Source organism: Curtobacterium sp. LFS079 (genome assembly GCF_047977865.1).
In the GTDB taxonomy this organism is placed as follows: Bacteria; Actinomycetota; Actinomycetes; order Actinomycetales; family Micrococcaceae; genus Arthrobacter.
Window position 1 is genome coordinate 69,883 of the sequence record NZ_JBFPFO010000010.1, and the last position, 20,836, is coordinate 90,718.

The 20,836-nt window shown below is 67.4% G+C and carries 18 protein-coding genes and 1 tRNA gene; 8 read left to right on the forward strand and 11 right to left on the reverse strand.

Annotation, left to right across the window (positions count from 1 at the left end):
* Nucleotides 1-69 precede the first annotated feature (69 nt).
* Nucleotides 70-852 (reverse strand): DUF998 domain-containing protein, encoded by a 783-nt coding sequence (locus ACNQPB_RS15550; RefSeq protein WP_498753200.1) that lies wholly within the window; start codon nucleotides 850-852, stop codon nucleotides 70-72.
* A gap of 98 nt (nucleotides 853-950) precedes the next feature.
* Here ACNQPB_RS15550 and ACNQPB_RS15555 point away from each other — a divergent pair.
* The 3 genes from ACNQPB_RS15555 (at nucleotide 951) to ACNQPB_RS15565 (ending at nucleotide 1,863) form a co-directional block, all read left to right on the forward strand.
* Nucleotides 951-1,023, forward strand: a tRNA-Arg gene (locus ACNQPB_RS15555).
* A gap of 1 nt (nucleotide 1,024) precedes the next feature.
* Complete coding sequence (locus ACNQPB_RS15560; protein WP_498753201.1) at nucleotides 1,025-1,468, forward strand: DUF6314 family protein; 444 nt, start codon at nucleotides 1,025-1,027, stop codon at nucleotides 1,466-1,468.
* Nucleotides 1,465-1,863 carry an NUDIX hydrolase gene (locus ACNQPB_RS15565; protein WP_498753203.1) on the forward strand — a complete coding sequence of 133 codons (399 nt, stop codon included), beginning with the start codon at nucleotides 1,465-1,467 and terminating at the stop codon, nucleotides 1,861-1,863. The genes ACNQPB_RS15560 and ACNQPB_RS15565 overlap by 4 nt, the downstream gene beginning before the upstream one ends.
* Before the next feature lie 3 nt (nucleotides 1,864-1,866).
* Here ACNQPB_RS15565 and ACNQPB_RS15570 read toward each other — a convergent pair whose 3' ends face one another.
* Both ACNQPB_RS15570 and ACNQPB_RS15575 read right to left on the reverse strand, forming a co-directional pair.
* Nucleotides 1,867-3,780, reverse strand: a complete 1,914-nt coding sequence (locus ACNQPB_RS15570) for an ABC transporter ATP-binding protein (RefSeq protein WP_498753205.1) — start codon at nucleotides 3,778-3,780, stop codon at nucleotides 1,867-1,869.
* Nucleotides 3,777-5,444: an ABC-F family ATP-binding cassette domain-containing protein gene (locus ACNQPB_RS15575; protein ID WP_498753207.1), complete on the reverse strand. Its 1,668-nt coding sequence runs from the start codon at nucleotides 5,442-5,444 to the stop codon at nucleotides 3,777-3,779. The genes ACNQPB_RS15570 and ACNQPB_RS15575 overlap by 4 nt, the downstream gene beginning before the upstream one ends.
* 179 nt (nucleotides 5,445-5,623) lie before the next feature.
* Here ACNQPB_RS15575 and ACNQPB_RS15580 point away from each other — a divergent pair, with 179 nt between their 5' ends.
* The 5 genes from ACNQPB_RS15580 (at nucleotide 5,624) to ACNQPB_RS15600 (ending at nucleotide 9,616) form a co-directional block, all read left to right on the forward strand.
* The gene (locus ACNQPB_RS15580) at nucleotides 5,624-6,346 is read left to right on the forward strand and encodes a hypothetical protein (RefSeq protein ID WP_498753209.1); all 723 of its coding nucleotides are present in this window, start codon (nucleotides 5,624-5,626) and stop codon (nucleotides 6,344-6,346) included.
* Nucleotides 6,343-7,044: a hypothetical protein gene (locus tag ACNQPB_RS15585; RefSeq protein WP_498753211.1), complete on the forward strand. Its 702-nt coding sequence runs from the start codon at nucleotides 6,343-6,345 to the stop codon at nucleotides 7,042-7,044. Before ACNQPB_RS15580 ends, ACNQPB_RS15585 begins: the two co-directional genes overlap by 4 nt.
* A 255-nt stretch (nucleotides 7,045-7,299) precedes the next feature.
* Nucleotides 7,300-8,112 carry an amino acid ABC transporter substrate-binding protein gene (locus ACNQPB_RS15590; RefSeq protein ID WP_498753213.1) on the forward strand — a complete coding sequence of 271 codons (813 nt, stop codon included), beginning with the start codon at nucleotides 7,300-7,302 and terminating at the stop codon, nucleotides 8,110-8,112.
* Nucleotides 8,113-8,127: 15 nt separating this feature from the next.
* Nucleotides 8,128-8,793 carry an amino acid ABC transporter permease gene (locus ACNQPB_RS15595; protein WP_498753215.1) on the forward strand — a complete coding sequence of 222 codons (666 nt, stop codon included), beginning with the start codon at nucleotides 8,128-8,130 and terminating at the stop codon, nucleotides 8,791-8,793.
* Nucleotides 8,780-9,616: an amino acid ABC transporter ATP-binding protein gene (locus ACNQPB_RS15600; protein ID WP_498753217.1), complete on the forward strand. Its 837-nt coding sequence runs from the start codon at nucleotides 8,780-8,782 to the stop codon at nucleotides 9,614-9,616. Before ACNQPB_RS15595 ends, ACNQPB_RS15600 begins: the two co-directional genes overlap by 14 nt.
* Before the next feature lie 17 nt (nucleotides 9,617-9,633).
* Here the strand turns inward: ACNQPB_RS15600 and ACNQPB_RS15605 are convergent, their stop codons facing one another.
* The 8 genes from ACNQPB_RS15605 to ACNQPB_RS15640 form a co-directional block, all read right to left on the reverse strand.
* The gene (locus tag ACNQPB_RS15605; protein ID WP_498753219.1) at nucleotides 9,634-12,654 is read right to left on the reverse strand and encodes an alpha-mannosidase; all 3,021 of its coding nucleotides are present in this window, start codon (nucleotides 12,652-12,654) and stop codon (nucleotides 9,634-9,636) included.
* Nucleotides 12,655-12,835: 181 nt separating this feature from the next.
* Complete coding sequence (gene fdhD / locus ACNQPB_RS15610; RefSeq protein ID WP_498753221.1) at nucleotides 12,836-13,708, reverse strand: formate dehydrogenase accessory sulfurtransferase FdhD; 873 nt, start codon at nucleotides 13,706-13,708, stop codon at nucleotides 12,836-12,838.
* Nucleotides 13,709-16,021: an FdhF/YdeP family oxidoreductase gene (locus ACNQPB_RS15615; protein ID WP_498753223.1), complete on the reverse strand. Its 2,313-nt coding sequence runs from the start codon at nucleotides 16,019-16,021 to the stop codon at nucleotides 13,709-13,711. It abuts the gene before it with no gap.
* A gap of 86 nt (nucleotides 16,022-16,107) precedes the next feature.
* The gene (locus ACNQPB_RS15620) at nucleotides 16,108-17,433 is read right to left on the reverse strand and encodes a molybdopterin molybdotransferase MoeA (protein ID WP_498753225.1); all 1,326 of its coding nucleotides are present in this window, start codon (nucleotides 17,431-17,433) and stop codon (nucleotides 16,108-16,110) included.
* Nucleotides 17,430-17,744 (reverse strand): DUF6457 domain-containing protein, encoded by a 315-nt coding sequence (locus ACNQPB_RS15625; RefSeq protein WP_498753227.1) that lies wholly within the window; start codon nucleotides 17,742-17,744, stop codon nucleotides 17,430-17,432. Before ACNQPB_RS15625 ends, ACNQPB_RS15620 begins: the two co-directional genes overlap by 4 nt.
* Before the next feature lie 30 nt (nucleotides 17,745-17,774).
* Nucleotides 17,775-18,377, reverse strand: coding sequence for a molybdenum cofactor guanylyltransferase (gene mobA / locus ACNQPB_RS15630; protein WP_498753229.1), 603 nt, complete (start codon nucleotides 18,375-18,377; stop codon nucleotides 17,775-17,777).
* A 59-nt stretch (nucleotides 18,378-18,436) separates the two neighbouring features.
* A complete protein-coding gene (locus ACNQPB_RS15635; RefSeq protein WP_498753231.1) occupies nucleotides 18,437-18,937 on the reverse strand; it encodes an HNH endonuclease in 501 nt (166 codons plus the stop codon).
* 250 nt (nucleotides 18,938-19,187) lie between these two features.
* On the reverse strand, nucleotides 19,188-20,543 hold the full coding sequence (locus ACNQPB_RS15640; protein WP_498753233.1) for a hypothetical protein: 1,356 nt from the start codon (nucleotides 20,541-20,543) through the stop codon (nucleotides 19,188-19,190).
* Nucleotides 20,544-20,836 lie beyond the last annotated feature (293 nt).

A 20,836-nucleotide genomic window follows, 5' to 3' on the forward strand; every position in this document is an offset into this window, starting at 1 on the left:
CTGCGGCTCCGACTCGCCATCTGTCTTGTCGGCGCCTTGCAGCGGTGGACCAATGATAAGTCACTCCTGTCACATCCGCTCCTTTCTGTCCCAAGCCGCTGACCGGGCCGCGGCTCGCCGGGCGCGCCGCACGCGGGTGGCGATCAACAGGCCGGCCGCGGAGAATCCGATCGTCAAGGGATACGCCATCAGCCGCTCCAAGGTGCCGGGTTCGGGCAGGTGCATTCGGGTCACGCCGCCGACGATGAGCGCACCGAAGCATGCCGTGCCGCAGGCCAGGAGAAACCAGCTCATCCGCGTGTGGGGAAGCCATAGGAACCCCAGGAGCAGCAGGGCGAAGGCACCTCCGATGAAATACATGAGCGCCCCGGCAAAATGCCAGGGCGAGCCAAGGTCTTCCGGCACCAGGCCCACGATCACCGTTCCCGCGCCGGCCGCTCCGGTGAGCGCCCGGACACCGACAGCCCCGCTCCGGCTCCGCAGGTACGCCGCATCCTGCCGAATGCGCACCCCCGGCCTGGCCGCGACGCACAGCATTGCCGAACCCAGCAGCAGGGCACCAAGGAGCAGTCCCAGGCCCTGCACCACGAACGAGGCGTTCATGAGCAGATGCAACGGGGAACAGACGTCCCGCCCCTCGTAGACTGCGCAGTTGATGGCGCCCAGGTCGCTGATGAACCCGGTGCGGCGATCGTAGGGTTCCGGACCCGCCCAGGCTTCGATTACTGCGGCCTCGGCGGCGAAGTACTGCACCACGCTGAGCTGGGCCCAGGCGCCGACCAGAGTGCGGGGGTTTCCGAGATCGGGCAGGAAGCTGCCAGGCACGGCCTGGGCTGACGTCTGCTTTGTCATCACGGCCAGCCTAAGTGTTCGAACGCCCCGCCCGTAGCTTGTATGCTTGTATGCGTGTCCGGCGCCTGGCCAAATGGAGCAGGCTTCGAGCACCGCCCGCCCTCGTAGCTCAGTGGATAGAGCACGGCTCTCCTAAAGCCGGTGTCGTTGGTTCGATTCCAATCGAGGGCACTTGACTGACCAGCAGCCCGTCCCGGATCTCCGCGCGTGGCTGGCCGGCGGCTGGACCGTGCAGCGCACCCTGTGGGACCGAGCCAGCGGCACCCGAGGAACCTTCACCGGCGTCGCGCATTACTCCCAAACGCCCGACGGCGGCCTCCACTACCGCGAGAGCGGCACCCTCGAGTGGGGCAGCCACAGCGGCCCCGCCTCCCGCGAATATCTCCTGCGTCCCACGGGCAGCCCCGGTGCGATGGACATGTTCTTCCCGGACGGCCGGCCGTTCCACCGCTTCAGCTTCAGCCCGGACGCGGCGCATGACCGGCACTGGTGCGATCCCGACGACTACGCGGTGGGCTACCGCTGGCTCGGCCCCGACTCTTTCGCCTACAGCTGGGACGTGCACGGCCCGGCGAAGGACCTGTTGCTCGAATCCGTCCTGAGGAGGGAACCATGAGGGATCTGATCGTTGTCAGCGCGGTCTGTGTCTACGACCGTGCCGGCCGCATGCTGACGGTCCGCAAGCGCGGTACGGACAAGTTCATGCACCCCGGCGGCAAGCCTGAGCCGGGCGAAAGCGCCGCCGAGGCGGCGTCGCGGGAGCTCGCCGAAGAGGTGGGCATCCTCATAGCCCCGGGCGAGCTCGAGCCGCTTGGCGTCTACCTGGCCACCGCCGCCAACGAAGCCGCGACGGACATCCAGGCCACCGTGTTCACCGCGCCCGGCAGCTGGGAGGCCCACCCCTCGGCGGAGATCGCCGAGATCCGCTGGCTGGAGCTCGGCGGCGAGCTGCCGGAAGACCTCGCCCCGCTGCTCACCGAGCACGTGCTCCCGGCGCTGGCCGGAAAATAGCCGCTACAACTCGGGAACCGCCTCCTGCGCCACCGCTGTGGCCTCCGCGAACTGGGTGTTGTACAGCTCCGCGTAACGGCCGTCGGCGGCGAGCAGTTCGGCGTGCGTTCCGCGTTCAATGATCCGGCCGTCCTCCACCACCAGGATGGCGTCCGCCGCGCGGATCGTGGACAGCCGGTGGGCAATCACGACGGCGGTGCGTCCCTGGAGTGCCTCGCCGAGGGCCGCCTGCACGGCTGCTTCGCTGGTGGAGTCCAGTGCCGCCGTCGCCTCGTCGAGGATGACCACGCGGGGCTGGGCGATGAGCAGCCGGGCAATGGTGAGCCGCTGGCGTTCGCCGCCGGAGAGCCGGTAGCCGCGCTCCCCCACCACGGTGTCCAGGCCGTCCGGCAGTGAGCGGACCATGGCCTCCAGCCGGGCACGGCGCAGCACGTCCCACATTTCCTCGTCCGTGGCGCCGGGCCGGGCCAGGCGCAGGTTGGAGGCGATGCTTTCGTGGAAGAGGTGCCCGTCCTGGGTGACCATGCCCAGCGTGTCCCGGAGGGAATCGAAGGTGGCGTCCCGGATGTCCAGGCCGGTGCCGGGGCCGTACCCGCCCAGTCGCACGGTGCCCGAGTCAACGTCGTACAGGCGGGACAGCAGCTGCGCCACCGTGGACTTTCCGGCGCCCGAGGAACCCACCAGGGCCACGGTCTGCCCGGCCTCAACCCGGAAGCTGATGCCGTGCAGCACTTCTTCGCCGCCGCGGGTGTCCAGGATCGCCACTTCCTCAAGGGATGCGAGCGAGACCTTGTCCGCCGAGGGGTAGCCGAAGCGGACGTCGTCGAACTCCACCGCCACAGGCCCTTCCGGGATGGCGGCGGCGCCGGGCTTTTCCTTGATCAGCGGTTCGAGGTCCAGGATCTCGAAGACCCGCTCGAAGCTGACCAGGGCGCTCATGATCTCCACGCGGGCGTTGGACAGCGCGGTGAGCGGGGCATAGAGCCGGGTGAGCAGCAGGGCCAGCACGACGACGTCGCCCGGTGCCAGCTGCTTCTGGAGGGCGAGCCAGCCGCCCAGGCCGTAGACCAGGGCGAGCGCGAGCGCCGAAACGAGGGTAAGTGCCGTGATGAAGGTGAACTGCAGCATCGCAGTGCGCACGCCGATGTCCCGGACCCGGCCGGCCCGCAGCGCGAACTCGGCCGATTCGTCGTCCGGCCGGCCGAACAGTTTCACCAGGGTGGCGCCGGGCGCGGAGAAGCGCTCGGTCATCTGGGTACCCATGGCCGCGTTGTGCGTGGCGGCCTCGCGGCGGAGGTCGGCCAGCTTGGAGCCCATCCGCCGGGCGGGGATGAGGAAGACGGGCAGCAGCACCATGGCCAGCACGGTCACCAGCCAGGAGGTGTTCAGCATGACCACCAGGGTCAGGGCGAGCGCCACCACGTTGCTGACCACACCGGAGAGCGTGCCGGCGAACGCGGACTGGGCCCCGATGACGTCGTTGTTGAGCCGGCTGACCAGTGCGCCAGTGCGGGTGCGGGTGAAGAACGCGATCGGCATCCGCTGGACGTGGTCGAACACCCTGGTGCGCAGGTCCACGATCACGCCTTCGCCGATCATCGAGGACAGCCAGCGGGTCAGCAGTCCCAGCCCGGCCTCGGCCACGGCCACGATTGCGATCAGCACGGCCAGCCAGATCACTTCACCGGCATCGGAACCGGCGATGATGGTGTCCACAACCCGCCCGGCGAGCACCGGGGTGGCCACGGCCAGGAAGGCCCCGGCGATCGAGGCCAGCACGAAGGCGATCAGCCGGGTACGGTGCGGCCTGGCGAAGCCCAGCACGCGCTTGAGGGTCTCCTTGGAGAACGGCTGCGAGCCGCTCTTGGCCCGGGTGATGTTGTAGAGCGAGCTCCACGCCACGCGGTCCATGCTCATCGTTCCACGCCTCCCGTTGCGGTGTGCTGCAGTTCCGTGACCTGCCCGTTGTCGACGTGCCAGCGGGCGTCCAGCCGGACGTTTTCGAGCAGGCGCCGGTCGTGGGTGACCAGCAGCAGCGCGCCGTCGTAGCTGTCCAGCGCCTGTTCCAGCTGTTCAATGGCCGGCAGGTCAAGGTGGTTGGTGGGCTCGTCCAGGACCAGCAGGTTCACGCCGCGTGCCTGCAGAAGCGCCAGCGCGGCGCGGGTCCGCTCCCCCGGCGAGAGCGAGTCGACGGTCCGGGACGTGTGGTCGGCCTTAAGCCCGAACTTCGCCAGGAGGGTGCGGACCTCGGCGGTGGGCCAGTCGGAAAGCACGGTCTCGACGGCGGCCGCAAGGGTGAGGTGCCCGGCCAGCAGCCCGCGGGCCTGGTCGATTTCGCCGATGGCGACCGACGTACCCAGTGTGGCCTCGCCGTCATCGGGGTCCGTGATCCCGAGGAGCAGCCGCAGGAGGGTGGACTTCCCGGCGCCGTTGGGTCCGGTGATGCCGATCCGCTCGCCGGCATTCAGCTGGAGGTTGACCGGACCCAGCGTGAAGTCACCCTGGCGGACGACGGCGTCCCGCAGTGTGGCGACCACCGAACTGGAGCGCGGGGCGGAACCGATGCTGAACTGCAGCTGCCATTCCTTCCGCGGTTCGTCGACTTCCTCCAGGCGGGCGATCCGGGACTCCATCTGGCGCACCTTCTGGGCCTGCTTCTCGGACGATTCGGTGTTGGCTGCGCGGCGGTTCTTGTCGTTGTCCGGGTTCTTCTTCAAGGCGTTCCGGACGCCCTGCGAACTCCATTCGCGCTGGGTGCGGGCGCGCGCCACCAGATCTGCCTTGGTGTTGGCGAATTCCTCGTAGCGTTCGCGGGCATGCCGTTTGGCCACGGCGCGTTCTTCGAGGAAGGAGTCGTAGCCGCCGTCGTACACGGCCACGGAGTTCTGGGCCAGGTCCAGCTCGACCACGCGGGTGACGCAGCGGGCCAGGAATTCGCGGTCGTGGGACACCAGCACCGCCCCGCCGCGCAGGCCCTGGACGAAATTCTCCAGCCGGGCAAGGCCCTCGAGGTCGAGGTCGTTGGTGGGTTCGTCAAGGAGCACCACGTCGAAGCGGCTCAGCAGCAGGGCGGCGAGCGCAACGCGCGCGGCCTGCCCGCCGGAGAGCCCGGTCATCAGGGCCTCATGTCCGGTCTCCAGGCCGAGCTCGGCCAGGACTGCGGGGATGCGTTCCTCAAGGTCCGCGGCACCGGAGGCCATCCAGCGGTCGAATGCCGTTGAGTAGGCGTCATCGCTGCCGGGCGCGCCGCTGCCCAGGGCTTCGGCTGCCGTTTCCATCTCCGCCGTCGCTTCGGCGCACCCCGTGCGGCGTGCGATGTAGGCGGCCACCGTCTCGCCCGGAGTCCGTTCGTGTTCCTGCGGCAGCCAGCCAACGAACGCGTCGGCCGGCGCAAGGCTGACTGTGCCCTCCTGCGGGCGGTCCGAACCGGCAAGTATGCGGAGCAGCGTGGATTTGCCGGCCCCGTTGGCGCCCACGACGCCCAGCACGTCTCCGGGTGCCACCGTCAGGGAGAGATTGGAGAACAAGGTGCGGTGACCGTGGCCGCCGGAAAGGTCCTTGGCGACAAGTGTTGCAGTCATTGTTCAATCCTCTCACCGTGCCGGCAGCCGGCAGTCCGCTCGGGGCGAAACGTTCCGGGCATGGAAAAACCCGCCGGTCCGGACTTGGGGGGTGTTCGGACCAGCGGGTTCGGGAATCAAGCATAATTCAATAGGTCCAGTTCGTAAAATCAGTCCCTTACCAGATTCGAAAGCCGAGCATGTCCCTCCCTACCAAAGCGTTCCAGCGCTGGCTGCATGGAGTTGCCCCGGGCGTCAGCACTTCCGATGTCTGCAGGGTCTCCGGCGTGAAACGGACCACCCTGGCGCAGCAGATGGTGCGCGGCAAAGTGGCGGAGTCATCGCTGGTGCGGATCAGCCGCGCCCTGGACCTGAACCCCGTCTCCGCCCTCGCGTCCTTCGACTCCTACGCGGACCTGCGGGGCGCCCCCGCGACCCCCACGGATGCCGAGCTCATCAGCCAGATCGCCACCATGGACCTCCTCCGCACGGTCGTCGCCCGGAACGATCCCGGGGCGCCGCAGCGCTTTGAACTGGCTGCCGCGCCGCACGAAACGTCCGTGCGCAACTGGGTCGAGGCCATCGACGACGGCGAGCTGCGGCACCGGGTCAGCGACGCCACCGGGATCGCTCCGCAAAACTTCTCCGCTCACCTGACCGCCAACAGGATGCCCCCGGAACTGGCCGTCGCCACGGCCCGGGAGGCCGGCGTCGGGCCCGCAGGCGGGCTCATCGCCAGCGGGCTGGTCAGCGAAGCGGAGGCAGGATGGCCGCCGGGGGCACGGCAGGCCGCACTCGACCGGCTGGGCACCGCGGGACTGGTTTCCCTCGCCGGAGAGCGGCTCCAGGCGTTGGGCAAGGTCCTGCACCGCCAAGAACAAGAACGAAACCGCACCGAACGAATCTGGGAGAACCTGGGATGACCGCCGTCCTGCCATGGCTGACACTCTTTGTCTGCGTTGCGATGACAGCCGTGCGGGTGCCGAGCGCGATCAGGGGCCAGAACCGGACCATGTTCTTCCTCTTCGCCTTGCTCTCCGTGGACATTCTGTTGAGCATCCGCGAGCCGTACCTCGCCGCTGACGCCGTGCTCGGCGGTTTCAACCTGGCCAACCTGCTGCTGCGCTTCCTGCTCTACGGCACCTTCCTGCTGCTCGGAGTCAGGACCGCCGCCGCCTTCGGGTCCTGCGCGGGGATGCGGGCGATCCGCGGCCCTGCGGGCATGGCGGTGCTTCTGCTCGTCGCGGTGCTGACGGCATGGACCTTCTTCAGCATGGATACCAGGGGGTCGGCGGCAGGTCTGTCGGGCCTGCCCCGGACTGCTTCTCTGGAAAGCTACGCGGCGCTGGGCCGGTTCTACCCCGGCTACGTGGCCGCCTGCCTGCTTCCCGGGATCTGGCAGGCCGTCCGCGGCCCGGGCCCGGCACTGCTGCGCCTCGCCTCGGGTACCCTGTTGTTCGGCTTTTGCCTGCTGCTCCTGTCCCAGGGCTTCCCGTTGGTTCCGGAGTCCGCGTCCTGGCTGCGCGCGGTGATCAACTACTCGGCCGCGCTGGCCAGCGCCTTGGGCCTGGGCGGGATCTGGCTCTCGAAGTCCCTTGTCCGGCGCCCGGCCAGCGGTTAAAGTTTATGAAGAAATCCAAAACATACCGGTCAACCTCTTTCACAAACCCATTAGAACGTGCCACAATAATGATTGTGTGAATGGAACGCAGCCTGGCCCTTGAATCATGAACGGGTTTCGAGAAGCTGTGGCGCGGACAGGATCACCATTGGGGGGATGAGTGGTGGCGGGCTGTTGGGGACCGCCCCCACTCAGCCTTTTTAACGGCCCTTGCCGGTCCGGCGCGGGCACGGGGCCATGGCTAAGATGGCAATCATGAAAAGCCTGCTCACCCGCCGCACCGCAATCTCCGCAGCATTCGCCGCTGCCGCCCTCACCTTGGCTGCTTGCGGCGGAAGCCCCGCACCGTCCTCCGGTTCCGATACCTCCCTCTCCGACATCAAGTCCAAGGGCGAAATGGTGATCGCCACGGAAGGCACCTACAGGCCTTTCAGCTTCCATGAGGAAGGCTCGGGCAAGCTCACCGGCTTCGACGTCGAAATCGCCGAGGCCGTGGCCGCCAAGCTGGGCGTCAAGGCAAGCTTCCAGGAAACCCAGTTCGACGGCATCTTCGCCGGCCTGGACGCCAAGCGTTTCGACACGATCGCCAACCAGATCTCCATCAACGACGAGCGCAAGGCCAAGTACACGCTCTCCCTCCCGTACACCGTGTCCACCGGCGTCGTGGTGACCAAAGCGGACAACTCCACGATCCACAGCTTCGCAGACCTCAAGGGCAAGACCACCGCGCAGTCGCTCACCAGCAACTTCTACAAGATGGCCGTGCAGGCCGGTGCCAACGTGCAGTCGGTGGAAGGCTGGGCACAGGCCGCCACCCTGGTCCGCCAGGGCCGCGTCGACGCCACGGTCAACGACAAGCTCACCTACCTGGACTACGCCAAGACCACCCCTGATTCCGGGCTGAAGGTAGCCGCCGAAACCGCGGAGAAGACCGAGAGCGCGTTCGTCTTCCGCAAGGGCTCCGATGCGTTGAACGACGCCGTGGGCAAGGCTCTGGCCGAGCTCCGCGCGGACGGAACCCTGGCTAAGATCTCGCAGAAGTACTTCGGCGCGGACGTCACCAAGTAGCCGGCGGCCCCGCGGATGACTTTCAACTGGGACCTCGTCTGGAGTTCCTTCGGACCGATCGTCGGCGGTGCCGTCACCGGCACCATCCCGTTGACCCTGGCGTCCTTTGCCTTCGGGCTGCTCCTTGCCCTGATTGTGGCCCTGCTGCGGCTGAGCCCCAACAAGGTGCTCTCCGGCGTCGCCCGCTTCTACGTCTCGGTCATCAGGGGCACTCCCCTGCTGGTGCAGCTGTTCGTGATCTTCTACGGCCTGCCCAGCCTGGGGGTGAAGCTTGATCCCTGGCCCAGCGCCATCATCGCCTTCTCCTTGAACGTGGGCGGCTACGCCGCGGAGATCATCCGGGCTGCCATCCTGTCCGTGCCCAAGGGCCAGTGGGAGGCCGGGCACACCATCGGCATGTCCGGAGGCCAGACGCTGCTCCGGATCATCCTGCCGCAGGCTGCGCGGGTGTCCGTGCCACCGCTGTCCAACACCTTCATTTCCCTGGTGAAGGACACCTCGCTGGCTTCCCTCATCCTGGTCACCGAGCTCTTCCGCAACGCCCAGCAGATCGCCGCGTTCAGCCAGGAGTTCATGGTGCTCTACCTTGAGGCAGCACTTGTCTACTGGGTGGTGTGCCTGGCCTTGTCCACCGCGCAGTCGGCCCTGGAACGCAGATTGGACCGCTATGTCGCCCACTGATCCCGTTGAGCCTTCCCTGGTGCTTTCGGCCCGGGGGCTCACCAAGTCCTTCGGCAGCAACACCGTGCTGCGGGGCATCGACCTCGACGTCCGCCGCGGCCAGGTGGTGGCGCTGATCGGGCCCTCCGGCTCCGGCAAGACCACCGTGCTGCGCTCCCTCAACGGCCTCGAAGTGCCCAACGGCGGCACTGTGGCGCTCGGGGGAACCGGCACCTTCGCGACCATGGGCACTGCCCGCGGGGCCGGCGCCGCCGGCAGCAAACCCTTCGAGCTGGACTTCGAGGGCACCGTGGGCAAGCGGGAGATCGCGGCACTCCGCGACCGCAGTGCGATGGTCTTCCAGCACTACAACCTGTTCCCGCACATGACGGTGCTGAAGAACGTCACCGAGGGCCCGGTCCAGGTGCAGAAACGCCCCAAGGCCGAGGCAGAAGCAGAAGCCCTCAGCCTGCTTTCAAGGGTGGGGCTGGCGGAGAAGCGGGACGCCTATCCCTTCGAGCTTTCGGGCGGACAGCAGCAGCGGGTGGGCATCGTGCGCGCCCTGGCCCTGAAGCCCCAACTGCTGCTCTTCGACGAGCCCACCTCGGCACTCGACCCGGAACTTGTCGGCGAAGTCCTGGCCGTCATCAAGGAACTGGCCGAGGAAGGGTGGACCATGGTGATCGTCACCCACGAGCTCAGCTTCGCCCGCCAGGTGGCGGACGAAGTTGTCTTCATGGACGGCGGGGTCGTGGTGGAGCGCGGGCCCGCGGCCGAGGTCCTGGGCGCCCCGCAGCAGGAACGCACCAAGCAGTTCGTCAAACGGATCCAGCACGAGGTCTGAACCCGGGCCGCCGGGGCTCAGCGGCTGAAGCGCAAGGTCACCAGTTGGAAGGGCCGGAGGGTGAGCTCAGCCATGTCCTTGCCGGCAGCCACGCCCGGGAGGTCCACGGGCCGCTCCAGCAGGTCCACCGTCTGCACCGAACGGGCTTCGAAGTTGGCCGTGACCACGCCGCTGGAACGTTCGCCGAGGGATTCGTAGAGGCGCACCACTACGTCCCCGGTCCCGTCTTCGGCCAGCTTCACGGCTTCCACCACGACCGCCCTTCCGGACACCGTGAACAAGGGCTCGGCGGGCGTTGCCCCGGCCACGGTCCGCGGCTTGAGGTTGCGCCGGTAGCCCTCCTCGACGGCGTCGGCAATCGCGGCGCCCGGGCGGACGCTCAGCTCCAGGACGTGCATGCCGCGGTCTGCCTGCGGGTCGGGGAACTTGGGGGCCCGCAGCAATGAGACCCGCACATTGGTGGTGGTGCCGCCGTCGTCCCGGATTGCCCGGGTGACGTCATGCCCGTAGCTGGAGCCGTTGGCGACGGCGACTCCGTAGCCGGGCTCGCCCACGTGGATCCAGCGGTGGGCGCAGATTTCGAACTTCGCCGCTTCCCAGGACGTGTTGGTGTGGGTCGGCCGAAAGACATGTCCGAACTGGGTCTCCGAGGCCGAGCGGTCCGCCCGGACATCGAAGGGGAAGGAAATCTTCAGCAGCTTCTCGCGCTCCTGCCAGTCCACGGCGGTGGAGATGTCCAGGGACGGCGCGTCCGGAGCCAGCGTGATGCGCTGGGTGATCGTGGAGGAACCCACCTCGCGTTCCACCACGACGACGGCGTCCCCAGCCTCGCGTTCGAGACGCACCGAACGCGCTTCGGTCAGGGAGCGGACGTTGCGGCGGTAGAACTCGTCGATGTCCCAGGCGTCCCATTCGTTGGGGGTGTCGCGGAAGAGCTCCAGATGGTTGCCGTGCTGTCCCGGCGCAATGGCTTCACGGCGGCTGGCATGGTCGGACAGGGAAACCAGCAGGCCGTTGGCATCCAGCACGGCACGGATGACGCCGTTGTCCAGCACATAGCCGCCGTCCTGTTCCGTGGCTTCCACCGGCCGCTCCGCGGGTAATGCCCCGGCCACGGCCAGGGCGGGCACGCCATTGCGGGCCTGGGGAGCGGCGTTGAGCAGGAACGGGGTCTCCCCCTCGCCGAGCAAAGCCTTCGCGGCGCCGGCGATGATGTCTTCGAGTTCACGGGCGATGGCGGCGTAGTTGCGTTCGGCGTCCTGGTGGACCCAGGCGATCGAGCTGCCCGGCAGGATGTCATGGAACTGCTGCAACAGCACGAGCCGCCACAGCCTCTTGAGCTCCGCCGCAGGGTACCGGTACCCGCTCCGCACGGCCGCCGTCGCGCACCACAGCTCGGCTTCCCGCAGGAGATGCTCCGAGCGCCGGTTTCCCTGCTTGGTGTTGGCCTGGCTCGTGTAGGTCCCGCGGTGCAGTTCCAGGTACAGCTCCCCCACCCAGACGGGCGGCTCCGGGTATTCGGCCTGCGCCTGCTGGAAGAACTCCTTGGCCGTGCCCATCCGGACCTTCGGTGAGCCTTCCAGGTCCGCCGTGCGGTGCGCGGCGGCAACCATTTCGCGGGTGGGTCCGCCGCCGCCGTCGCCGTAACCAAACGGCACCAGCGAAATACTGCCCCGGCCGTGCTCGCGGTAATTGCGTTCGGCGTGGGCGAGCTCGCGGCCGTGGAGTTCGGAGTTGTAGCTGTCCACGGGCGGGAAGTGGGTGAACAGCCGGGTGCCGTCGATGCCTTCCCAGTTGAAGGTGTGGTGCGGCATCCTGTTGACTTGGTTCCAGGAGATCTTCTGGGTCAGGAACCAACGCGAGCCCGCGGACTTCACGATCTGCGGCAGCGCCCCGGAGTAGCCGAAGGAGTCGGGCAGCCACGCTTCCTGGCAGTCGACGTCGAACTCTTCCAGGAAGAAGCTCTTGCCTTCGAGGAACTGGCGCGCCATGGCCTCGCCGCCGGGCATGTTGGTGTCCGATTCCACCCACATGCCGCCCACGGGCATGAACTGGCCGGCCTTGACCTTTTCCCGGATCCGCACGAACAGCTCCGGGTAGAACTCCTTGATCCAAGCCAACTGCTGCGCGGAGGAGCAGGAAAACACGAAGTCCGGGTTGTCGTCCATGAGCGCGACGACGTTGGAGAAGGTGCGCGCGCATTTCCGGATGGTCTCGCGGACCGGCCACAGCCAGGCGGAGTCGATGTGGGCGTGGCCGGTGGCCAGCAGCTCATGCGCCGAGGCGTAGGCGGGACTGGCCAGGACCCCGGCGAGTGCCGCCCGGCCGGCGGCTGCGGTTCCGGCGATGTCGTCCGGGTCCATGACGTCCAGCATGCGTTCGAAAGCGCGCAGGATTTCGTGGCGGCGCGGCAGCTCGACGGGCAGTTCAAGCATGAGCCCGCCCAGGGTCCAGATGTCCTGGCTCAACTCCCAGACGGTTTCGTTGAGTTCGGCGATCGCGATCCGGCCCAGCCGGTAGCGCGGCTCCTCCCCCGCCGTGGCCTTGTCGCCCAGCGGCGTGGAAGCGAAGGTCCAGCCCTGGCTCAGGTCGGGGTTGGCCGCGGCCTCGACATAGAAGTCCACGGACATGCCGCCGCCCAGGAGCTTCAGGGGAATGTGCTGGTTCCGTGGCGAGATGGCCTTGATGATGGTGCCGTCCGGCCGCCAGGCGATGCCCTCGCACTGGAAGCCCGGGGCATCGTTGCTGAAGCCGAGGTCGACGACGACCTCGACGGTCGTTCCTTCGGCCGCACCCCAGCCGTCCGGGACCTCGCCCTGGAGCCGGATCCATTTGGTGCTCCAGGCCCGGCCCCAGGCCGAGCCGTGCTCAAGCGGACCATAGGCCTGGCGGATGGCTTCAGCGGCTGGGACCGGTTCGCCCGGAACGTCCCAGCTGCTCAGCGTCAGCGGCACGGTGCGGGCATAGATCGCGGGCGCTATCCGCTCGCGGACAAAACGGTCCAGGCGCTTTTCGGTCAGTCGCCGGTCGTCGTGCAATTCAGATCCCCCTAGCGCCCCGCCGTCTGTTGTCGGCCGGGCCGTAAGCCCCGATGGGAAGCAGGCTTGTCATGGTGCGGACAAAGCTGCGCGGAACAGCGTTTCCATTCGATGGATAAAAATCTACGTCGTCAACGGCCAATCGCCAAGTGATTGCCGACTCTCTCTGCAGCCGGGTGTGTCAGGCCCGGGACGCCGCACCGCTCAGCAGCCGCTCGCTTCCCGCGTAGACGTTCAGGCTGGTGCGGCGGCTGAAACCGACGAGGGTCACACCGGTTTCTTCGGCAAGCTGCACTGCCAGGCTGGAGGGAGCACTGACCGCGGCCAGCATCGGAATTCCGGCCAGGGCGGCTTTCTGCACCAGTTCGAAGGAGGCGCGTCCGGAAACCTGCAGCACCGTACCCGACAAGGGGAGCTTGCCTTCGCGCAGCGCCCAGCCCACCACCTTGTCGACGGCGTTGTGCCGGCCCACGTCCTCGCGCAGGCACAGCAGTTCCGCGGCTCCGTCCTCGTCGATCCGGAACAGCCCTGCCGCGTGCACGCCGCCGGTCTTGTCGAACACCGCCTGGGCTTCGCGGAGCCGGTCAGGCAGGGCGGCGACCGTTTCCACCGGAACCCGGAGGCCGTCGTCGGCGGTGTTATGTCGCAGGGTCTTGCGCACGGCCTCGATCGAATCGGTGCCGCAGATACCGCAGGAACTCGAGGTGTAGACATTGCGTCCGGTGTCCGGCAGGACGACGTCGGGCCGGAGCTGGGCTTCCACCACATTGAAGGTCTGCACGCCGTCCTCGTCTTCGCCGGCGCAGAAGCGCAGGGAGACCAGTTGCGCCGGATCCCAGATCACGCCTTCGGACACCAGGAAGCCGGCAACAAGGTCGAAGTCGTCGCCGGGAGTGCGCATGGTGACGGAGAAGGACATCCGGCCCAGGCGGATCTCCAGGGGCTCCTCGACGGCGAGCACGTCCTCCCGGTACCGGACCGGATGCTCGGCGGCCTGGGGGGAGCCGTCCAGCACGAACTTATGGACCTTGCGGCGCTGGGTCATGCGTCCCATTCAGCTGCCCTCCGGGGTTGAAACATGGTTCACGAAGCGCACCACCATGGCCTTGAAGCCGGGCGTGTTCGATTCCCGGGCCACCAGTTCGCGGTGCACCAGGGCATTGGCTTCCGGGAAGTACGCTGCAGCGCTCCCGCGGGCCGTGGGGTAGGCGATCAGGCGGAACTTGTCAGCGCGGCGCTCACTGCCGGCAAAGGTGGAGATCACGTCCACCATGTCACGGTCCTTGAAGCCAAGCCGGCCAAGGTCTTCCGGATGCACCAGAATCACCCGACGGCCGTCGGACACCCCGCGGTAACGGTCGTCCAAGCCGTAGAAGGTGGTGTTGTACTGGTCGTGGCTGCGCATGGTCTGCAGGATCAGATGGCCTTCCGGAGCCTCAAGGTACTCCAGCGGGCTCACGGTGAATCGGCCCTTGCCGATATCCGTGGCGAAGGTCCGCGTGTCCCGCGGCGGGTTGGGCAGCACGAAGCCGTTCTTGTTCCGGACGCGGGCGTTGAAATCCTCGAAGCCCGGAATGGTACGCGAGATGTGGTCGCGGATGACGCCGTAGTCCTCGGCCATGGCCCGCCAGTCCACCGGGTGGTCGTCGCCCAGGACGGCCTGGGCCATCCGGGCTACGATCACCGGTTCGCTCAGCAGGTGCCCGGACACCGGCTCCAGGCGGCCCTGGGTCTTGTGGATGACGGACATCGAGTCTTCAACGGACAGGAACTGGCGGCCGCCCGGGTGCTTGTCATCGGTGTCGGTGCGGCCGAGCGTGGGCAGGATCAGGGATGTCTTGCCGTGGACGACGTGCCCGCGGTTGGGCTTGGTGGAAATGTGCACGGTCAGGCCGGCCTTCCGCAGCCCCGCTTCCAAGGCTTCAGTGTCCGAGCCCGCGGCGGCAAAGTTGCCGCCCATCGAGACGAAGACGTCGATGTCGCCGTTTTCCAGGGCGTGTTGGGTTTCCACGGAGTCGTAGCCGTGCTCGCGGGGCATGGTGAAGCCGAACTCCTGGTCCAGGGCGAGGAGGAACGCCTCCGTCGGCTTTTCCCAGATACCCATGGTGCGGTCGCCCTGCACGTTCGAGTGTCCGCGGACCGGGCAGGCACCGGCGCCCGTCTTGCCGAAGTTGCCCTGCAGCAGGAGCAGGTTGATGATCTCCCGCAGCGTGTCCACGGAATGCGGCTGCTGAGTCAGCCCCAGCGCCCAGCAGATGATCGTTGCCTTGGAAGATGCCAGCATGCCGGCGATCTTGGTGATTTCCCTACGGTCAAGTCCGGTTGCCTTCTCCGTGACTTCCCAATCCAGGGTGGAACGGGCCTCGGCGTAGGCTTCGAATCCGACCGTCTGTGCCTCGATGAACGCCCGGTCCACCACGGTGCCAGGATTGCGCTTCTCTTCTTCCAGCAGCAGGTGGCCCAGCGCCTGGAACAACGCGAGGTCACCGCCCACCTTGATCTGCAGGAACTCGTCCGCAATGGTCGTTCCGCCGCCGATGACGCCGTTGAGCGTCTGGGGGTCCTTGAAGTTGAGCAGGCCGGCCTCGGGCAGCGGGTTCACGGCCACCACCTTGCCTCCGTTGCCCTTGCATTCCTTCAGCGCGGACAGCATGCGCGGGTGGTTGGTGCCCGGGTTCTGCCCGACGACGAACACCAGCTGCGCCTCGTGGATGTCCTCCAGGGAGACGGTGCCCTTGCCGATACCTATGGTCGGGTTCAGGGCCGAGCCCGAGGACTCGTGGCACATGTTCGAGCAGTCCGGCAGGTTGTTCGTGCCCAGCGAGCGGGCGAACAACTGGTACATGAACGCGGTCTCGTTCGCCGTCCGGCCCGAGGTGTAGAACACGCAGCGATCCGGCGTCGACGCTGCTATGTGTTCGGCGATCAGGGCAAAGGCGTCGCCCCAGCTGATCCGCGAGTAGTGTGTGTCCCCTGGACGCAGGACCACGGGTTCGGTGATGCGTCCCTGGCTGCCAAGCCAGTACTCGGTCTTGTCGTCCAGTTCAGCCAGCGAATGCGCGGCCCAGAATTCCGGGGTGACGGTGCGGGTGGTGCTTTCCTCGGCGATGGCCTTGGCGCCGTTTTCACAGAACTCGGCCGGGCTGCGCCGTCCGGTGATGGACTCGGGCCATGCACAGCCCGGGCAGTCGAAACCGTCACGTTGGTTGACCCGCAGCATGGAACGCACAGTCCGGCTGACACCGGCCTGCGCGAGCCCCCGCTCCAAGGCCACCGTTACAGCTTTGACGCCAGCTGCGGAGCGCTTGGGCTCGTGGATCTGGAGGTCATCTTCGTTGATGTCCTGTTGGGGCGCGTGCCTGTTCATAGGACCATCATGGCAAGCACGCAGATGTGATGCCACTGATGCCCGACATCCGGGCAGGACGGCGGATCCGGGTATCGCGGGCCGGTTCAGGCATCCAGTGCGCTCCAGTCCACCGGGCCGGACGGGGCCTTCCGCGCCGGCTTCGCGGTTTTCCGCGGCTTCTCTTCCGGGTTCGGCGCGGGAAGCGGCGGCCCCCACGGCAAGGGGAAGGCCGGCACAGGGGCCCCGAGCTGCACGCCGTGCGGGGGGACCACCATGACGCCGTCAGCGCCCGCCAGGCCGCGCATCATCCCGGAGCCCGCATGCTGGGCCGGGGATGCCAGGCCATAGACGAACTTGAACGGGATCAGCCGGGTGCGGCCCGGCTGGGCGTCGAGCGTGGCGCCGCAGGGGACTTCGCCCACCTCGCCAAGGCTTTCGTGGCCCAGGGCCGCCAGCAACGGCGCCCCCACGGTGAACAGCACCATCATTGCCGCCAGTGGATTGCCCGGCAGACCCAGCACGAAGCGGCCGTCCGGCAGTTCGGCCAGCACGGCCGGGTGCCCCGGCCGCATCGCGATGCCGTCAATCAGCAGCCGCCCGCCCAGTTCCGCGACGGCCTTGCGCAGGTGGTCCGTACCCGAGCGCCCGGTTCCGCCGGTGGTAATGACGACGTCGGCCGGCGCGGTTTCCGGAGTCGACTCACCTTCCCGGAACGCTTCGAGCCATTCGTCGTAGGAGTCGCCGGCCCTCAGCTCGCCGCCTCGGATCCCGCCCAGGAGTTCGACGACGGCGCCCAGCTGCGGGCCGAAGGTGTCACGGACCTGTCCGGGCGCGGGGACTCCTTCTGTGACGACCTCCGAGCCGGTGAACAGGAACTTGACCAGCGGTTTGCCGAGCACTGTGAGTTCGTCGCATCCGGCCAGCGCGGCTACAGCGAGGTGCGCCGGGTTGAGCACGGTTCCGGCCTTGATGAGGATCTCCCCGGCAGCGGCTTCTTCGCCGGCACGGCGGATGTGCTGCCCGTTGCGGGGCTCCCCCGGCTTGGCGCCTCCGCCCAGCGCCAGGACCGGCAGGCCGTCGTCGTCGGTGGCAATCACGCCGCTTTCGCTGCGCAATACGGCTTTGGCCCCGGGCGGGATCAGGCCGCCGGTGACGATGGGGCTTGCCTGGTGGGGTGCAAGGCGATGGCCGGGCTCGGCGAGGATCCACGGACCGCTCCCGTTGACCGCCCAGCCGTCCATGGCCGACGAGGCGTAATGCGGCAGGTCCTGCAGTGCGCGGACATCCCCGGCAAGGGTGCGGCCCAGCGCTTCAGCCAAAGGGACGGGCCCGGCGGGGATGGGAGCCGCGCAGTCGAAGGCGAGTTGCCTTGCTTCGTCCCAAAGATGATCCAGGTGGCCGTGATCGTGTGGGGCCTCCGCATCCGTCATCCGGCGTCGGATTCCGCAGTGCCCGATTCCCCAGTGCCGGATTCCGCAGCATAGTCCTTGGAGAGCTTGCGGGCCAGGGCCATCGCGGCGTCCATGGACGTCTTCTGGTCCGCCTGGCCGGAACCGGCGGCGAGGCCGGCGGCCAGGCCCGCCACGAAGGTGGTCAGCGGGGCGGCCGGGCGCACCACCGAGTGGGCGGCGACGCCGGCGAGGGACAGCACGGCGTCGATGTCGACCTGGGTGTCTTCGAGTTCAAAGGCCTGCAGCAGGGACCTGCACCATTCTTCGAGGGTTTCTTCCTGGCTCTTCACGATGCGCCTCCACGTCCGGTGCAACTGGTGTCACGACGGGCCGCCGTGCACGCCGAGCGCAGCGGCATCGTCCCAGGTATCCACGTCGTCGGCGGCGTGTTCGGGAACGGCTGCGGTCAGCAAATCAAGACTAGCAAGCAGGCTGAACACCGGGGCGTTCGTTAAGGTCCCCTCAGCGGCCCGCGTGGCGACGGACCGTCGCAGGGCGGCCGTGGCGTACACAGCCAGGAGGGGCTGTTGCCTGCCGTCGGAGGAAACTCCCAGCACGCCGTCGGCCCCGGGACGCTCCGCCAGGGTGGCCAGGAGCGCAGGCACGGCAGTCGCTGCGTGGGGCATGTCGCAGGCCAGCACCAGGACCCAGGGAGCCTGCGGCCTTCCGCTTTTCCCGAGTTCGCCCAGCCCCGCGGCTATCGCCGCGGCGGGCCCGGCGAAGGGCGGATCTTCCCGGACGGTCAGCGCCCCCGGCGGCAGCTTTTCCGGACGGGGCCCGACGACGACCAGCGAACCGGCGCCCAGCGCTGCGGCCATTGCCCGCTCAAGGAGCGTGGCGCCGTCGTACAGCAGCCCGGACTTGGGCACGCCGCCAAGGCGGGAGGACCTGCCTCCCGCGAGGATCACCGCGTCGAATTCCACCCGCCCAGACTACCTGCCACGCCGGCCGCCGATCGTGCCGGGCGGGGCGCGCCAGGAGGTCAGGCCGCCGATTCAGGCAACAGGAAGGGGTCCCAGGCAGGAGCAGGCTTCTCGAGCTCCTTGATCTGCCAGATGGTCCCGGTGGGGGCCGCCGGAGTGAAACGCAGCTTCCAGCCCATCTCGGCCGGAGTGTGGTCACTCTTGTCGTTGTTGCAGCGCAGGCACGCCGCCACCAGGTTTTCCCAGGAATCCGCGCCGCCCCTGGATTTGGGGAGGACGTGGTCAATGGTGTGGGCTGCTTTGCCGCAATAGGCGCACCGGTGCGCATCCCGCCGCAGCACGCCACGGCGGGTGACAGCGGTGATCCGGTTGTATCTCGGCCGGATGTAGCGGTTAAGGAGGATCACGGACGGTCGGCCCAGGATCTCCCGCGGCCCGACGACAGGCTCGTCGCCTTCGGCCACTACGCTAGCTTTTCCGGTGAGCACAAGGACCAGCGCCCGGCGGAAGGTAACTACCGCCAGCGGTTCATATCCAGCATTCAGAACGAGTGTGCGCATGCACGTACCTCTTCACGGCCGCACCCGTCAGGGGCGCGAGGGCCGGCTGCCCTCTGCTTGTACGGGCTGTGGATCGACACCTCAAGAGTAAACATGCAATGGCCGGAACAACGAATCCGCGCGCCCGTTCACGGGAGGTGTCGGGCAATGTTCATGTGCCGGCCATGTGGGGAACGGCCGGTTCCCCTTGGCGCTTAACCCCAAAACCCCCGCCGGCGGGGCGGCCAGCAGGGGTTTTGGGTGAAGCGTCCTAGTGGTAGCGGAACCAGGCGTTACCGGGCGTGACGCCGCTCAAGTCGCCGGGGTTGTTCCTGTCGATCGACCGTGCCAGTGTGCCGTTGAAGTACACCTGCGGCATGGTCCGGATCTGCTGAGTGGGGTAACTGTCCGGGATCTGGATCGCCAAGGCCCCGGAAGCATTTTCGCTCTTGTCGAAGACGGGATCGTGGATTTGCGCATCCAGGAGGTCGGAGTAGGAGTTGCCGAAGGACAAATGCAGGCCCCCGTCGTCCGTCAGCTTCTGATCGGAGTAGCGTCCGGCAACGATCAGCTTGGGACGGAAGTGGCGGATCACACCGGTGGCGTTCTCATGATTGATGCCGCAGGAGGACAGGACTCCCCCGCCCGACCCCTGCGTCCACGTGTGGATGTCTTCGGTGTAGATGTTCTCCGTGTTCCAGAAAGTCACCATTCCGGAAACCCCGTGATGGGCGTACACGCGCTTCACTACGGCATTGCGGGAGTTGTTGAAGCCCAGCGCGGAAGCCCCCACGCGTTCGCCCGTTGCCTCATCCCTGTTGTCGAACTCCACATCCTGGACCAGCATGTTGTCGCAGTGGTTCTGGCCGAGACTGAAAGTCTCACCCGGAGGGTAGTTGCCGTAGCCCCGGTTCGCCCCGTGGAACTTGATCCGCTGGAACGTCGCGTTCGGCGTGTTGGCGATGCCAAAGCCGTTGTAATGGTGTCCCTGCTCCGTGCCGATGAGCGTGAAGTCCTGGAACACCGGCGACTGGTCGCCGTTATCCATGAACCACATGTAGATCGGATTGGTCCCGCTGGACGGCTCAACATAGGCCTGGGTGGACGAATTGGGAACCATCCGGAAACGGGTCACCCCGATGCCGGACCCGGCGATTCCCTTCAAACCGGTGGGAAGACGGATTCCGTCATGCCAGCCGTTGGGGCTCTTGAAGTCGGACCACGTGAATTCCCCTGCCGGGAACGTGATGATCTTTCCGTAGGGCACCTTGTTGAAAACGCTCTGGAGATCATCACCGGGCGTAAAGAGATCTTCGTAACGGACGTACTCGGGACCGGAAGGACGGGTCACTCCTCCAGTATCCGTGGTCGGGGCCGTGGGGTCCGGGGTGGGAGCGGTGGGGTCCGGGGTGGGAGCGGTGGGGTCCGGGGTGGGAGTGGTGGGGTCCGTGTTCCGGCCGTAGACTCCCCAGGCATTACCCCCCGGGTCCTTCGCGGCACCGGTCAGGCCGAAGGTCGCTACAGCTCCTGCCCCTGCGAGGAAGAGGCGGCGGTCCAACGGTTTGGTTTTCAATTGCTGCTTGGCTTTCAGATGCTTCGGGGTCTTCAAATGCTTCGGGTGATTCATGATTTGTTCCTTGTGGGATTAGACGAGGACGAGCCCTGATCCGGGGGACCATCGCGTCCTGACGGAATTTCTTCTTTTGGCGGTTGCCCTATGCCGGGACAGCGGGCACTGGGCCCGTTTGGCGATGTCCTGGGTGCTCCGCATACGCAGACGGCAGGCGCCCCATGGGTGTTGCAGGCAGAATCCGACTTCGTCGCAGGGGCCCACTTGGGTGGGCGAAGCTCGAGTGGATTCGCGGCATGTTTGCGCGCTGAATCGACGGACGGCCAAGGATCTGCGATCCAGTGAGGCCC

What these genes read in the sequence shown, in the direction of transcription:
- ACNQPB_RS15550 (WP_498753200.1), bottom strand. Translation starts at nt 852, where the DNA reads ATGACAAAGCAGACGTCAGCCCAGGCCGTGCCTGGCAGCTTCCTGCCC.
- ACNQPB_RS15565 (WP_498753203.1), top strand. Translation starts at nt 1,465, where the DNA reads ATGAGGGATCTGATCGTTGTCAGCGCGGTCTGTGTCTACGACCGTGCC.
- ACNQPB_RS15570 (WP_498753205.1), bottom strand. Translation starts at nt 3,780, where the DNA reads ATGAGCATGGACCGCGTGGCGTGGAGCTCGCTCTACAACATCACCCGG.
- ACNQPB_RS15575 (WP_498753207.1), bottom strand. Translation starts at nt 5,444, where the DNA reads ATGACTGCAACACTTGTCGCCAAGGACCTTTCCGGCGGCCACGGTCAC.
- ACNQPB_RS15580 (WP_498753209.1), top strand. Translation starts at nt 5,624, where the DNA reads ATGTCCCTCCCTACCAAAGCGTTCCAGCGCTGGCTGCATGGAGTTGCC.
- ACNQPB_RS15585 (WP_498753211.1), top strand. Translation starts at nt 6,343, where the DNA reads ATGACCGCCGTCCTGCCATGGCTGACACTCTTTGTCTGCGTTGCGATG.
- ACNQPB_RS15590 (WP_498753213.1), top strand. Translation starts at nt 7,300, where the DNA reads ATGAAAAGCCTGCTCACCCGCCGCACCGCAATCTCCGCAGCATTCGCC.
- ACNQPB_RS15595 (WP_498753215.1), top strand. Translation starts at nt 8,128, where the DNA reads ATGACTTTCAACTGGGACCTCGTCTGGAGTTCCTTCGGACCGATCGTC.
- ACNQPB_RS15600 (WP_498753217.1), top strand. Translation starts at nt 8,780, where the DNA reads ATGTCGCCCACTGATCCCGTTGAGCCTTCCCTGGTGCTTTCGGCCCGG.
- fdhD (WP_498753221.1), bottom strand. Translation starts at nt 13,708, where the DNA reads ATGGGACGCATGACCCAGCGCCGCAAGGTCCATAAGTTCGTGCTGGAC.
- ACNQPB_RS15615 (WP_498753223.1), bottom strand. Translation starts at nt 16,021, where the DNA reads ATGAACAGGCACGCGCCCCAACAGGACATCAACGAAGATGACCTCCAG.
- ACNQPB_RS15620 (WP_498753225.1), bottom strand. Translation starts at nt 17,433, where the DNA reads ATGACGGATGCGGAGGCCCCACACGATCACGGCCACCTGGATCATCTT.
- ACNQPB_RS15635 (WP_498753231.1), bottom strand. Translation starts at nt 18,937, where the DNA reads ATGCGCACACTCGTTCTGAATGCTGGATATGAACCGCTGGCGGTAGTT.
- ACNQPB_RS15640 (WP_498753233.1), bottom strand. Translation starts at nt 20,543, where the DNA reads ATGAATCACCCGAAGCATTTGAAGACCCCGAAGCATCTGAAAGCCAAG.